This window comes from Hymenobacter seoulensis (assembly GCF_054780535.1).
The window spans coordinates 1060996-1075411 of the sequence record NZ_BAAGWD010000002.1; the positions used below are offsets into that span (position 1 = coordinate 1060996).

A 14416-nucleotide genomic window follows, 5' to 3' on the forward strand; every position below is an offset into this window, starting at 1 on the left:
AGTAGGGTGGGAGAGAACAAAATCGTCCGTCATGCTGAGCTGGTCGAAGCATCTCTACCTCTGACTAACCAACTGGCCTAGCACCAGCAGCGCGCGAGATGCTTCGACCAGCTCAGCATGACGTTCATGCGTATCGACTCAAATTACGCATGGCATTTGAAGTAATCGAAGGGCTCAAGGCAGTCGTCACACTGGTAGTGAGCTTTGCAGGCGGTAGAGCCAAATTGGCTAACAAGGTGCGTGTTCTCGGACTTGCAGAGCGGGCAACGTACGGCCGTGTCTTTGCCGAACAGGTTGAGCATGTGGCCCGTGGCGGTGCCATCAACGGGTGGCGCAATACCATAGGCTTCGAGCTTCTCGCGGCCGGCTTGGCTCATCCAGTCCGTAGTCCAGGCGGGGCTGAGTTGGTTGTGGATGTGCACCTTAGTAATGCCTCCCGAGAGCAGGCGCAGCCGAATTTCGGTGGCAATTACGTTCATGGCTGGGCAGCCAGAGTAGGTGGGCGTGATGGTTACATGCACTTCCTCGCCTTCTACCCGCACTGCGCGCACAATGCCCAGGTCCAGGATGCTGAGCACGGGCACTTCCGGGTCGGAAACCTCTTCCAGCAGCTGCCAGATGTGCTCCTCAGTCGGTGCCGCTAGGTGCTCTACCATTGCAAACCGGGATACGTACGCTGGAGGTATTGCAGCTCTGCCAGCAAGTAGCCCAAATGCTCAGAGTGGCGACCCTCTTTGCCGCCTTTCTGCATAAACACGCCTTGGGGCACTGGCAAGGTGGCTTCGTCAAACACGCGGGCTACGTGGGCATCAATCTGTTGCTGAAGCGCCGCGTAGTCAGGCACGAAACCGGCTGCCTGCAGGGCCTTCTCGGTGGCCGAAGGGGTAGTAAGCTCGCCCGAGTAGCGCCACAAATTGTCAATGGCTTTTTCTACGCGGCGGCGGCTTTCCTCGGTTCCGTCACCTAGGCGGATGATCCACTCAGAGCTCCACTTGATGTGATACGCCGCTTCCTTCACCGATTTCTCGGCAATAGCCGCTAGGTGCGCATCTGGGCCCGACTTCAGCTGAAGCAGCAAATTGTAGTGGAAGCAGTCGTAGATGAACTGCCGCACGATGGTACTAGCAAAGTCGCCATTAGGCTGTTCTACCAGCAATGGGTTGCGGTATTCCACGGCGCTGCGCAGGTAGGCCAGATCGTCTTCGGTGCGCCCTTTGCCTTCCAGCTCTGCCGCGTACTGATAGTAGCTACGAGCTTCTCCCAGCAAATCCAGGGCAATGTTGGCCATGGCCAAGTCCTGCTCCAGAATAGGGCCGTGGCCGCACCACTCCGAGAGGCGGTGCGCCAAAATCAGGCTGGTATCGGCTAGCTGCAGCACAAAGGAAAACAGGTTCGCCTGCATTTCGGGGGTAGCAGTAGCGTCGGCGACTTGCGCGGGCATCGTGGAGTCCGTCATCATTACATGTGCTTGATGGAATCCGGCACCTGGTAAAAGGTCGGATGGCGGTAGATTTTGTCGTTGGCTGGCTCGTAGAATGCAGCCGCGTCATCGGGGTTAGAGGCGTGCACGTGCGTCGACTCCACTACCCAGATACTGACGCCCTCAAGGCGGCGCGTGTACACGTCGCGGGCGTTCTGGATGGCCATTTCAGCGTCGGCGGCATGGAGGCTGCCCACGTGCTTATGGTCGAGGCCTTGCTTGCTGCGGATGAAAACTTCCCACAGCGGCCATTCTTTTTGCGTCATTTCTCGGGAGTATTGGGAGCTTGAGGTTCCAGGAGTTCAGGCACCTAGTAAAATGGGCCGTTCTGCTGGGCTTATCCGAGCATTTCGCGAGCTGGAGCTGGGTGGGAACTCCGCAAACTCAAGCAAAATGCTCCGACAAGCTCAGCAGAACGGGTAATTCAGAACGGGCTACGCGGCTACGGCTTCGCGCTGCTTGCGTTTTTCGGCGTGGGCCAAGGCAGCTTCGCGTACCCAAGCACCTTCTTCGTGGGCTTGTACGCGGGCCTGCAAACGCTCTTTGTTGCACATGCCGTTGCCCTTCACCACGTTCCAGAACTCTTCCCAGTCCACGTCGCCGAAATCGTAGCCTTGCTTGGCCTCGTTCCACTTTAGGTTGGGGTCGGGCACCGTGAGGCCCAGAAACTCGGCCTGAGGTACCATCATGTCCACAAACTTCTGGCGCAGCTCGTCGTTGGTGAAGCGCTTGATACGCCAGTTCATCGACTGGGCCGTGTTAGGCGACTCAGAGTCCTTCGGGCCGAACATCATCAGCGTGGGCCACCACCAGCGGTTAAGGCCTTCCTGCGCCATAGCCTTCTGTTCCGGCGAGCCTTCGCATAAGGTCTGCATGATTTCAAAGCCCTGGCGCTGGTGGAAGCTTTCCTCCTTGCACACGCGCACCATCGCGCGAGCATACGGGCCATACGAAGTGCGGCATAGCGGCACTTGGTTCAGAATGGCGGCACCATCTACCAACCAGCCCACGCAGCCCATATCGGCCCAGCTCAGGGTCGGGTAATTGAAAATGCTCGAATACTTGGCTTTGCCGGAGTGCAGGTCGGCCAGCATTTGGTCGCGGGAAGTACCTAGGGTTTCAGCAGCCGAGTACAGGTAGAGGCCGTGGCCAGCTTCGTCCTGCACCTTGGCCAGCAAGATGGACTTGCGCTTGAGCGAAGGAGCCCGCGTAATCCAGTTGCCTTCTGGCAGCATACCCACCAACTCAGAGTGCGCGTGCTGCGAAATCTGGCGAATGAGGGTTTTACGGTAGGCATCAGGCATCCAATCCTTGGGCTCGATGCGCACATCCGCATCAATACGGGCCTGAAACTGTTCTTCCTGGGTGAGTTCTAGCGTTTCCATGCCTCTTTAACAAAGCTTAACTAACATTCGTTAGTTAAATGTAGAGAAAAGTTTGGGTTCTAGCTCCTAAAGTTCTAAGTGGGCTAGTAAAATCTAATACTAGGTTGCTTACTGGTCGAAATCCACAGTCACTTTCTCCGAGGTAGGGCGGGCCTGGCAGGAGAGGACGTAGCCTTTAGCTACTTCGGTGTCGGATAGAGAGTAGTTCACATCCATTTCTACGGCGCCTTCCGTCACGCGGCAGCGGCAGGTGCTGCACATGCCGTTTTTGCAGGAGTAGGGCGCATCGGCGCCAGTTTCTAGCAGGGCATCCAAAATGGTGTCGCCGTAGTACGACATTTCCAGAATACGCTTCGTGCCTTCCAACTGCACGGTTACCTGGCTGTGCTTATCGTCTTCGCCAGCGGGGCGCTGGGCCTGGCGGGCAGCGGCACGCTGGGCACCACCAGCCGAGGTGAACATCTCGAAGTGAATTTTCTCAGGAGCTACTCCCGCTTCAGTTAGCACGTCCTTCACATCGTTGATCATCTCCTCCGGGCCGCAGATAAAGCACTCATCAATTTCGCGGGCGGGCACAATCTTCTGCAAAAACAGACGGGCTTTGTCGGCGTTAATGCGGCCGAACAGCAGGTCGGTGTCGCCCTGCTCGCGGCTCAAGATGTGGTAGACGCTGAGGCGATTAACAAACTTGTTTTTCAGGGCCTCAATTTCCTCCTTGAAAATTATGGAGTTGCGGCCGCGGTTACCATAAATCAGGTACACCTGGCTGTTAGGCTCCGTCAGAAGCACCGTTTTGATGATGGACATTACCGGCGTAATGCCGCTACCCGCCGCAAACATCACATAAAGCTTCTGCTGATCAGGATGTAACTCCGTGTAGAAATGGCCCATCGGCGGCATCACCTCCAACTCTTCACCTACCCGTAGCTTTTCCACGGCCAGCGAGGAAAAACGGCCTTCCGGCACCTTCTTGATGGCCACGCGCCACTCGTTATCAAGCGGGCTGCTGCAAATGGAGTAGGAGCGGCGCAACTCTTCGCCCTCGTGTTCGCGGCGGAAGGTAAGGTACTGGCCCTGGGTGAATTTAAACGTCTCGCGTAGGTCGGCGGGCACGTCCAGGGACACGCTCACGCAGTCCGGGGTTTCGCGGACGATGCTCTTGATTTTTACTTTATGAAAACGGCTCATGGTTACTTTTTCTCCAGCCCGGTAAGGAGCATGGTAATAATGTTGGCTTCCAATTCTTCGGCCGATAGCTCGCGGCCGGGGCGGTACCACAGCTCTACCCAGCGCACGGCCGATAGAATGGTAAACAAGGCCACCGACACATTCACAGGCTGAAACTCACCGGCCGCAATGCCCTGCTCAATGAGGGCCGCAAAGCCTTTTTCGTACTGCTTGCGCGTGTTTTTAAACTCCGTTAGAGCTGGTTCGGGCAGGTATTTCCAATCGTGGTTGGCTACCGATACGGCGGCACCATCCTCAATCATCAGCCTAATATGGAGGCTGATCAGGGCCTTGATTTTCTCGACGTACGATGCGCTGGTAGCCTCAATTTCGGCCAGTTGAGAAATATACATGCCCGATACCCGAAAGCAGATCAGCTCCAGAATCTCGTCCTTGGACTTGATGTGGTTGTACATGCTAGCGGCCTCAATGCCCACTTCGCCGGCCAAATCGCGCATGGAGGCGCCACTGAAGCCTTTTTGCTTGAACAGCTTCGCGGCTTCTTCCAGAATAAGCTGGCGCTTGTTGGTTTTGCGAGTCGTAATCATAGGTGGGTGGTAGAGGGTCAGTAGCCGTACGCCAACGGCCTTCTAAAGATTGCGCAAATCTTTGACGCGGCTCAATTTCCCGCCTTCGCTACGCGGCAGCTGTCCGTGCGCAAGCAGCGTTACCTTCATACTCAGGCCAATGTTGTCTTTGATTTTCTTGGCAAATGCTCCTTTCAGCAACTTCAGGCGGTCGTGTTGCTGCACAATGTCATCGGTTAAGGAGTCTAGGCCCAACTCCCGCATGAGGGTCTCCGCAATTTCTACGTTTACCTCCACCTCATCTAAGTTACCCCGGCGCGAAGCCACCACCTGGTAGTAGGGGCTTACATGCTCTAGGCTGCTGATAATGTCTTCGACTTGCGTTGGAAAGAAGTTGACACCCCGAATGATAAGCATGTCATCAGCACGGCCGCGGATGGGACCCATTTTCACGTGGGTGCGTTTGTGGGAGTGCTCGTAAGAAAGGTTGGTGATGTCGCCGGTCCAGTAGCGCAGAATGGGCATGGCCTTTTTAGTGAGGGTAGTGAGCACCAGCACGCCATACTCACCCTCGGCCACGGGCTCGCCCGTTTCCTGATGTACTATTTCGGGGTAGAAATGGTCTTCCCAAATGTAGCTGCCCGTGCCCCGTTCGTCCACGTCTTCCTGCGAAACGCTCGGCCCCATAATCTCGCTGAGGCCGTAAATATTGGTGGCTTGCACGTGCAGTCCCTCTTGCACTTGGTCGCGAATGGCCTCGTTCCAGGGCTCGGCGCCCAGCACGGCGTAGCGCAGGTTAAGGGTTTCTAGCGGAACATGGCGCCGCTTTAGTTCTTCGGCCAGCACCTGAGCGTAGGAGGGAGTAGCACAGATGATTTCAGGCTGAAAGTCTTGCAGCAGCTGCACCTGCCGGTCGGTACTACCCCCCGAAACGGGAATAACCGTCAGGCCCAGCTTTTCGGCGCCGTAGTGGATGCCAAGGCCGCCGGTAAACAGGCCATAGCCGTAGGCATTCTGGAGTTTCATGCCCGGTCGGCAGCCGGCAGCGGCCAGAGAGCGAGCCACTACCTCGGCAAAAATCTGCAAGTCCTCGGCGGTGTAGCCTACTACAGTGGCTTTGCCAGTGGTGCCGCTGGAGCAGTGTAAGCGCGCCACCTCCGGCTGAGGCACGGCAAATAAGCCAAATGGGTAATTGTCGCGGAAGTCTTTTTTCTGGGTGAAGCCTAGCTTTCCTAGGTCCTCTAAGCCCTTAAACGTATTGGGGTTGATGCCCAATTCATCGAGTTTCTGCCGGTAAAATGGTACGCGCTGGTACACGTACTGTACCTGCTCCTTAAGGCGCACGTTTTGCAACGCCCGGAGCTGCGGGAGCGGCAAACACTCAACTTCAGGATTGAACAACATGGGTGGGAGAAGACAGGTGACGCAAGGACCAAAGTAAAGATAATAACGCGTACAAACTAATGTTTGTTAGTCTTTCAAGGAGCTCATTATCGGTTAAGCGCCTGCTAGGGGTTACTCATGAGCGAGAGCGTAGTAAATCCTTCAGCCCATTGAAAAGTAAAAGCCCGCCGGACATCTGTCCGGCGGGCTTTTACTAGGGTTGGTTTGTTAGCTAATCTTGCTGAAACCGCAGTAGGAGTGGAGCACCTCCGGCAGATGTATACCGTCTTCCTGCTGGTTGTTTTCAAGCAACGCCGCCACAATACGAGGCAGAGCCAGCGCCGAGCCGTTGAGCGTATGCAGGAGCTGGGTTTTGCCGTTTTCGCCGCGGTAGCGCAGCTTCAGGCGGTTGGCCTGATAGGTTTCAAAGTTCGAGCACGACGATACTTCCAGCCAGCGGCCTTGGGCAGCGCTCCACACTTCCAGATCGTACGTCAGGGCCGAGGTGAAGCCCATGTCGCCGCCGCAGAGGCGCAGCACGCGGTAGGGGAGCTGCAATTTCTGGAGCAGCCCCTCAATGTGGGCCAGCATTTCCTCCAGAATAGCATAGCTCTGCTCCGGCAAAGCCACCTGCACAATCTCTACTTTATCAAACTGGTGCAGACGGTTGAGGCCGCGTACATCGGCACCCCAGGAGCCCGCCTCGCGGCGGAAGCACGGCGTGTAGCCCGCATTCCGGATAGGCAGCTTATCAACCGCCACAATCTCGTCGCGGTAGAGGTTAGTAATCGGTACTTCAGCCGTCGGGATGAGGTAGAGATTATCCTGGGCGTCGTGGTACATCTGGCCCTCCTTGTCGGGGAGTTGGCCGGTACCGTATCCGGAGGCTTCGTTTACCAGAATCGGCGGCTGAATTTCAGTGTAGCCAGCGTCGCGGGCCTCATCCAGGAAAAAGTTGATGAGGGCGCGCTGCAGACGGGCGCCTTGCTTTTTGTATACGGGGAAGCCAGCGCCAGTAATTTTTACGCCGAGGTCGAAGTCAATGATATCGTACTTCTTGATCAGCTCCCAATGGGGCTGAGCACCAGCCGGCAGCGTAGGCTGCTGGCCCACTTCGCGTACTACCTCGTTATCTTCGGCGGAGCGGCCAGTGGGTACGCTGGCGTGGGGTAAGTTAGGTAGTTTGTAAAGCTGTTCCTGTAGCGCAATTTCCACTTGGCTGAGCTCGTCGGCGTGGGCTTTGGTTTGCTGCTTGAGCTCGGCAGTGCGGGCTTTCAGGGTTTCGGCCCCGGCCTTATCGCCCGATTTCATCAGGCCGCCAATCTGCCGGGCCAGCTCATTAGCTTCGGCCTGGGCCGAGTCATGAGCGGTTTGCAGTTCCTTGCGGCGCTGGTCAAGGGTTAGAATAGACTGCACATCGGCTTCGGCAGTTTTATAGTGTTTTTTGGCCAAACCGGCCAGCACGGCATCGGTGTGCTCTCTCAGGACAGAAACTTGCAGCATAACGGCAGAAAACGCGAAATGGAATCAGACAAAAGTAAACGGCTTATCTGTATTGATACGGACCGGCTCAAAAAAATCAAGCTGTCTTCGATTAAGGCTACTTTTAGGCCTAGGCCTTAATTGACAAAGAAGTGGGGTTGGGAATGATAATGGAGCCGAGAAGGTTGCGGTATAAGCGGCTGGCTACCTGTATCCTTCTTGCCGTAACTTCCGTACTCAATCCAATCTGCAAAATCTGTAACAGGATTTGGCAGTTCCGGTGTATTGCGCTAACATTGCACGTATAAGCCGGAGTTGGCTGCCGGACCTGTTGGGGCTTTTTCCCGCGTCTGGCCTGAAGTTTTCTCTACTGCCGCCCGGCCCCCACCCAAGGATTTTTTATCACCGCTTTTCTTTGCGTTTGGCACCGCACTGCGGTTGCTCCCTGTGCCCAGAATGCCCTGTGCTGCCCATTTTGGCTATTTGCCTCCCCGCCTGATTTTTTCGCTCAGCTTCCTATATGTACACTATTGACGAGTTAAAGGACCGACTGTTGTCCGAACTAAAAGAAATTGCTGAAAACCTGAAAGTTGGCAATTTCAAGAAACTCAGCAAGCAGGATCTGATTTACAAGATTCTCGACCAGCAAGCTATAACGCCCCCAGATAAGCTTCCTCAAAAAGTTAAATCGGCCGCGGCCGCTGCGTCCGAGGTTGTAGCTGACCCAGTTGCGGAGCCTGCTGCTGCTCCGGCTGCCAAAACGGCTGCGCCGCGGGCACCCCGCGCGCCGCGCCCTGCCGCAACCCGCGCCAAAGCCCCGGCCCGCGCTACCGCCGAGGCGTCTGTAGCTGACGTAGCGGTGGTAGAAGCACCTGCTCCCGTGGCTGAGGTTCCGGCAGTTGAACCAGAGGCTGCGCCGCGTGTAGCTGCCCCGGCTGCCGAGGTACCGGAGACTCCGGCCCCCAACGCAACGCCTGAGGCAGATACCGAAGCTGGCCCGGAGCGCCCCGTGAAATTGTACCAGCGCCCTGAGCGCCGCGCCCGCACCGACCGTGCTGGCCGGCCCATTGTGGCTCCCTTGGCTTCTTCGGATGAAGCAGTTGCCGTAGCCGAAGTAGATGCGCCCGCAGAGGCTGCCCCAACTGCGGTATCGGAGCTAGCTCCCGTTCCCGCCGAAACCTATACTGCCGCTCCTGAAACCCGTCCGGCTCCGGCCCGCGAAGGCCGCCCTGAGCAGCCTCGGGTTTTCCGCGAAGGCCGCGAGTACCGCAACGACGCGCCTCGGTCCGAGTTCCGGGGCGAAGGTGGCCGTGAAGGCCGGGCAGAAGGCAATGGCCGCGCCAATGACCAGCCCCGGGAGTCGCGCAATGATGCCCCCCGTGCTGATTTCCGTACTGAAGGTAGCGGCCGTGAGGGCCGGATGGACCAGCAGCCCCGCGCCCTGCGGGAAGGCGGTCGGCCAGATGGCCGCGAGCAACGGGAGCAGCGCCGCGAAGAGCGATACGCCGCTCGCGAGTTGCAGCGTCAGCAACGGATGGAACAGCGTCAGCTGAACGGTGGCGTAGAACAGCCCCGCCCTGAGCGTGCCGAGCGCCCAGAGCGCCAGCCCGACCAGCGCCCCGCCCGTCAGGAGTTCGATATTACGATTCCCGGCGACGGTACCCTAGAAATGATGCCCGATGGTGGCTATGGTTTCCTACGCAGCCCCTTCTACAACTACTTAGCCTCGCCCGATGATATTTATGTGTCGCCGCAGCAGGTAAAGCAGTTCACCCTGAAGGCCGGCGATACGGTAAAATGCACTATTCGTCCGCCCCGCGACGGCGAGAAGTATTTTGCCTTGGTAAGCGTGGAAGGCATTAACGGCCGCAGCGTGGAAGAAGCCCGCGACCGGATTCCGTTCAACAACCTCACGCCGCTGTTTGCCGAGGAGCGTCTGAAGCTGACCACTAAATCGGGGCAGTACAGCACCCGCATTCTGGACTTGTTTGCTCCTATCGGTAAAGGCCAGCGCGGTCTGATTGTGGCCCAGCCTAAAACGGGTAAAACGGTGCTGCTGCAGGAAATTGCTAACGCCATCAGCGAAAACCACCCCGAGGTGTACCTGATGATTCTGTTGATTGACGAACGCCCGGAAGAAGTGACGGACATGGCTCGCTCGGTGAAAGCCGAAGTGCTCAGCTCAACCTTCGATGAAACGGCCGACCGTCATGTGAAGATTGCCACCATTGCGATGGAGAAAGCCAAGCGCCTAGTAGAGTGCGGCCACGATGTGGTAATTCTGCTGGACTCTATTACCCGCTTGGCCCGCGCCTACAACACGGTGCAGCCAGCTTCCGGTAAAATTCTCTCGGGTGGTGTGGATGCTAATGCCCTGCACAAGCCAAAGCGCTTCTTTGGTGCCGCTCGAAACGTAGAGGATGGCGGCTCGCTGACCATCATTGCTACGGCCCTGATTGAAACCGGCTCCAAAATGGACGAGGTTATCTTCGAGGAATTCAAAGGTACCGGCAATATGGAATTGCAGCTGGACCGCAAACTGGCCAACAAGCGGATCTTCCCCGCCATCGACGTACCGGCTTCCGGCACCCGCCGCGAGGACTTGCTCATGAGCAAGGACGAGCTCAACCGCATCTGGGTGCTGCGCAAGTTCATGTCGGATATGACGGCCTCTGAGGCAATGGAGTTCCTGAAGGACCGCATGAAAGGCACCCGCGACAACGAAGAGTTCTTGATGGCCATGAATGGCTAACTAGTCAGAAACACACTAGGTCCAATACCAGCTCAAAGGCCCGTTCTGCAATTGCAGAACGGGCCTTTGAGCTGGTATTGGACCTAGTAAACTAACGGCCACTTACTGCCGCACAAAGCGCTGCACCCGGTGCTTATCTCCGCTAGTGAGCTCCACGAAATACAGGCCGGCCGGCACCTTCTGGATGTCAATTTCCGAGCCACCGAGAGCTTCGCCGGTAACCATATTCTGGCCCGTGGAGGAGAAGATCCGGTATTTCACTAGGCTACCAGTAGCAGGCAGGGTAACGGTGGTGTTGCTGGGGTTTGGGTAGAAAGAAGCTTCCAGCTCGTGGCTGCCGCTTACGGCCACTACTTGAGAAAATACTTCGGTGCCATCCACGTCTACTTTGCGCAGGCGGTAGTAGCTGGTACCTGAGAGGGGAGTGCGGTCAAGGAAGGAGTACGCCGCGCCCGTGGCGGTAGTGCCATTGCCGTTTACGCGACCCTGCGCAGTAAAGGCTTCTCTATCGGGGCTTCGCTGCACCTCGAAGAAAGCATTACCTTTTTCAGCAGCGGTTATCCATTTCAGCAAGACGCCCTGTGGCTGGCGGGAAGCGGAAAAACTGGTCAGCTCAACGGGCAGAGGATTATTGCCAGGAGCCTGACTTAGCTGCGTGCTTGATAGTACAAAATCGCCCAGGGTGCTGAACGGAATACCAGAAGTGATAGCGCCGGCGTAATAAGGAGGAGTAATAGCCGTAAAGCTGGTATTGCCGCCCACGCTCACCCAATTGGAGCCTACGCTCTGGGCAATACGCAGGAAACCAGCATTATCAACCTGATCATCTGTCCCGAAGGAAAGCGTAATTCTGCCATTGTTAAAAGTCGCTCCTGGCGCAGTCAGGGTAAAGTAGCGGATGCGGGATACGCGCTTAATGCTGGCCGGATCAGAGGGCGGGAAGCTGCGGGCGGGCGGCGAGCCCTCAAACTGCTGCGCCGTATAAGAGCTGGCCGACGGCTGGTTGGGGTTGAACGTTAAGGGCCGGTACACCGGCGTAGTACCCCGAATGGCCCCAATGGGGTACACTATAGTTGGTTGGCCGGTTTCGGTGCCCGTAATAACGCGGGTAAGCGGGCCATTCACGAAACTGGTTGGGCTGCCCCCGGTAACCAGGGCATCGGAGCTGGAGTTAACCGCGAAGGGCACGGTAATTACGTTGCTGACTCCGCCGGTTGGTAGGGTAGTAAGAAGGCCATTGGTTAAGGTAAGCCCGGCCACTGTCACGGGCTTAAGCATCGTTACGCCACCCGTGGAGGTGTTGTTCACCACTAGGCGGGCCAGGCTGCCAAAGGTTAAGGTGCCGGAGCCCGTGCCGCTGCCAATTCCACCCACTGACTGTGCAACTGCTCCGTTCAGTGTTACATTACTAGCAGAGCCGGGATTAAATATGAGGCTGCCGGCGGTAGCACCATTGGCATTGATGATAATATCCCCCCCGATTGTGGTACCGGCTATTTGGGGTGTAGCCGTGGTAACCGGCGGTGTGCCCCCAATTACGTTGAGGTTGGCCGTAGCGCCCGATACGGTAAGGTTATTAAGAACAACCAGGTTGCGAGTGCCAGCCACAGTAGCGGCCGTGCGCAGCTCTAGGTTGCCATACTGCTGGCCCACCGGGGAAAGGGTGCCACCGGAATAAATATAAGTGCTGCCAGCATTGAATACTGCAACCGGGCTAGCGCCATTGCTGAATGGAGTGAATGGATCAGTTCCGGAAAGTTGTTGAAAGGTGGCACCGGAATTAAACACAACAGAACCTGAGCCCCCAACTATATCATCATTAGGATTGCCACTTGGAATAGACCCGCTGGTTCCGAAAGGGTGCCCGTAAATACTGCGCGCAATGATAGAACCGCCAGTTTGCACCTGGATAGCATTGGCACTCACTGCCGTCAGGCGTTGCGGCAACGGCTGACCATTGGTATTACCGTTTAGGTTCACCACTCCATTTATTACGCCCGTAGCGCCAGATGTAAGCGAGATAACGATGTAACGGTTGGTGGTAGAGGCAGTAGACCGTAAGGTTAAGCTTGATCCTGATGGTACTTGCAAATCGTTTCCAGTCAGGTTGTTTACTAGTATAGTACCTGCTCCATTACTAGTAGAGGGCCCAAGCAAATCAACACTCACATTGTTTATTAGAATTATTTGACCCACTGTTATGCTGCCAATTTCTTTCTGTACAATAGGATTAGCCCTGGTACTTCCGTCGAAAACTAAAATGTCGGCGCTGGTGGGGGCAGTTCCTGCTCCAGTCCTTACATAGGTAGTAGGGTTCACTGTTTCCCAGCTGCTAGCGTTGTTAAAATCAGTAGCTATACCGGAAGTGCCAATCCAACGCAATGTCGCTCCTAGTGAAGCCGATATTCCTCCTAGCAGGAGCGCTGCAGTAAAAGCGGCTCCCTTGGTGAGTGTGCCTAATGAGTATTTCTGCTGGCTCATGGTCGTAGAGAATTAGTTTGGTTTTCAAACAGCTATTCAGACTACTATCATTAAATAAACAATAAAAAATTGTCTTTTCTAAATATGTATATGATAATTTATATATAAAAGAAAAGTTGATATTAGCCCTGTTATATGGCGCATTATTAAGTACAACCTCACAACAGATTATCGGATAAACTTGGAGTTAGGCTTCGGTCTATGTGTTCTTTGCTTTATGGAACAGCAACCCGACCTCCCCGAACTTCTTTACATCTCTGACCCGCTCTGTGGCTGGTGCTACGGCATGAGCAGCGTTATCCGGCGCGCGCAGCAGGAATTTACCGGGCTAGTAGACGTGTCGGTGCTATGCGGCGGGATGATAACAGGCGAGCAGGTTGGCCCTATCGGCGAAGAGTGGCCGACATTATCAGGAGCCCTGCAGCAGATGGAGCGTGTAACTGGGGTGCCGGTTGGAGCGGCGTTCCGGGCTAGGGGAGAAGAAGGCAGCTACGTGCTGAACTCCGAGCCCCCGTGCCGGGCCATCCATGCGTTTCGGCAGTTGCGCCAACCGCAGGCCGCACAATTTGCTCATGAAGTGCAGCAGGCCTTTTTCCGCGACGGCGCCGACCTGAATGACCTAGCCACCTACGAACCCCTGGCAGCCAAGCACGGCATTGACCCCGCTGAATTTCGGCAGGCACTAACTAAACCCGAAGTGATACGCGGGACGCTGCTTGAATTCGCCGCTGTGGGCAAAATAGGCGTGCAAGGCTTCCCGACGACAATTTTGCGCGTAGGCAGCCAAGGCTATGTGCTGGCACGCGGCTATGTGCCCTACGATACGTTTGCCGCCGATTTAGCGGAAGCTCTGCGCCAGGCCGGTACCGAGTTCGATACGGAGTAAGCAGAACGATGACCCGCATAAAAAAAGCCGAAGCAGTAGCGCTTCGGCTTTTTTATTACCTAGGGAAGGCGCACTACCTGCTTGCGCAGTGGCGACCAGGCAATGATGTGGCGGTCTTCCTTGCCCACTAGGTACTGAAAGCTGATGGCATCTGGGCGGCGGCGCAAATCGTCCCAGGCGGCGCGGTCGGAGCCGGCCGGCACTTCCGTATCGGCCGGATACGTGGCCGTAGCCGCCACCGCTGGGCGCTGGAAGTTTTTGTCGGCAAAAAACTCCCGCACCCGGCGCCTGACGTAGGCTTCACGCTCGGCCTGGGTGGCAGTGGGGCCTTTCATTTCATATACCATGGCCGCCTCCAAATCAGTGGCGGGCAGCACCTCGCGGAAGATTACCTGGCCAGAAGAAGTAGTGATGGTGAACGTAGCTTCGCTGGTAAGCACCGCCGGCCCGCGCAACACCAGCGAAAATGCATCGGGGGTAGCCGCCGATGAAAACTTGTGCTGGCTGCGGGCCGTGAGCAGCGTATCGGCTTGCGCTGGTATGGCGGCGGGGCGCGCCGTGTCCATGGGCTCTACTGGCTCAAGAGCAGCATCTGCGCCACTGGCTGCCTCCGAAGCTGCGGCAGAATCTTGCTCAGTAGCAGGCGAGGAGCAGGCAACGGCCAGCGAAAGGAAAAGCAGCAGCGGATACGGGCGCATGGGAGTTTGGGAAAAGCGAGAGGCTAGTACGTTGTACGCAAGCCCGACCATACTAGGTTATGGCAGTTGGGGTGTGCTTATCGACACATGAAAAATGCCTGACGAAGACAGATTT

General features: G+C 56.4%; 12 protein-coding genes. 2 read left to right on the forward strand and 10 right to left on the reverse strand.

Annotation, left to right across the window (positions count from 1 at the left end; translation table 11 throughout):
* Window positions 1–143 precede the first annotated feature (143 nt).
* The 8 genes from paaD to serS form a co-directional block, all read right to left on the reverse strand.
* Window positions 144–656, reverse strand: a complete 513-nt coding sequence (gene paaD, locus ACYVHC_RS12395) for a PaaD family protein (protein ID WP_460614025.1) — start codon at window positions 654–656, stop codon at window positions 144–146.
* On the reverse strand, window positions 650–1459 hold the full coding sequence (paaC, locus tag ACYVHC_RS12400) for a 1,2-phenylacetyl-CoA epoxidase subunit PaaC (protein WP_460614026.1): 810 nt from the start codon (window positions 1457–1459) through the stop codon (window positions 650–652). The genes paaD and paaC overlap by 7 nt, the downstream gene beginning before the upstream one ends.
* Complete coding sequence (paaB, locus tag ACYVHC_RS12405; RefSeq protein WP_460614027.1) at window positions 1459–1746, reverse strand: 1,2-phenylacetyl-CoA epoxidase subunit PaaB; 288 nt, start codon at window positions 1744–1746, stop codon at window positions 1459–1461. Before paaB ends, paaC begins: the two co-directional genes overlap by 1 nt.
* Window positions 1747–1914: 168 nt before the next feature.
* Window positions 1915–2865, reverse strand: coding sequence for a 1,2-phenylacetyl-CoA epoxidase subunit PaaA (gene paaA / locus ACYVHC_RS12410; protein WP_460614028.1), 951 nt, complete (start codon window positions 2863–2865; stop codon window positions 1915–1917).
* A gap of 108 nt (window positions 2866–2973) precedes the next feature.
* Window positions 2974–4053 (reverse strand): 1,2-phenylacetyl-CoA epoxidase subunit PaaE, encoded by a 1080-nt coding sequence (paaE, locus tag ACYVHC_RS12415; RefSeq protein ID WP_460614029.1) that lies wholly within the window; start codon window positions 4051–4053, stop codon window positions 2974–2976.
* A gap of 2 nt (window positions 4054–4055) precedes the next feature.
* The gene (locus ACYVHC_RS12420; protein WP_460614030.1) at window positions 4056–4640 is read right to left on the reverse strand and encodes a TetR/AcrR family transcriptional regulator; all 585 of its coding nucleotides are present in this window, start codon (window positions 4638–4640) and stop codon (window positions 4056–4058) included.
* Between the two features lie 42 nt (window positions 4641–4682).
* Entirely contained in the window at window positions 4683–6023 is a 1341-nt protein-coding gene (locus ACYVHC_RS12425; protein ID WP_460614031.1) for a phenylacetate--CoA ligase family protein, read from the reverse strand.
* Between the two features lie 207 nt (window positions 6024–6230).
* Window positions 6231–7505, reverse strand: a complete 1275-nt coding sequence (gene serS, locus ACYVHC_RS12430; RefSeq protein ID WP_460614032.1) for a serine--tRNA ligase — start codon at window positions 7503–7505, stop codon at window positions 6231–6233.
* A gap of 499 nt (window positions 7506–8004) precedes the next feature.
* On the opposite strand from serS, the gene rho reads away from it, so the two are divergent.
* Window positions 8005–10236: a transcription termination factor Rho gene (rho, locus tag ACYVHC_RS12435; protein ID WP_460614033.1), complete on the forward strand. Its 2232-nt coding sequence runs from the start codon at window positions 8005–8007 to the stop codon at window positions 10234–10236.
* Between the two features lie 102 nt (window positions 10237–10338).
* On the opposite strand, the gene ACYVHC_RS12440 is transcribed toward rho, so the two are convergent.
* Window positions 10339–12327, reverse strand: a complete 1989-nt coding sequence (locus ACYVHC_RS12440) for a T9SS type A sorting domain-containing protein (protein ID WP_460614034.1) — start codon at window positions 12325–12327, stop codon at window positions 10339–10341.
* A gap of 607 nt (window positions 12328–12934) precedes the next feature.
* Between ACYVHC_RS12440 and ACYVHC_RS12445 the strand changes: the two genes are divergently transcribed.
* A complete protein-coding gene (locus ACYVHC_RS12445; protein WP_460614035.1) occupies window positions 12935–13603 on the forward strand; it encodes a DsbA family protein in 669 nt (222 codons plus the stop codon).
* Window positions 13604–13662: 59 nt separating this feature from the next.
* Here the strand turns inward: ACYVHC_RS12445 and ACYVHC_RS12450 are convergent, their stop codons facing one another.
* On the reverse strand, window positions 13663–14352 hold the full coding sequence (locus ACYVHC_RS12450; RefSeq protein WP_460614036.1) for a hypothetical protein: 690 nt from the start codon (window positions 14350–14352) through the stop codon (window positions 13663–13665).
* Between the last annotated feature and the right edge of the window lie 64 nt (window positions 14353–14416).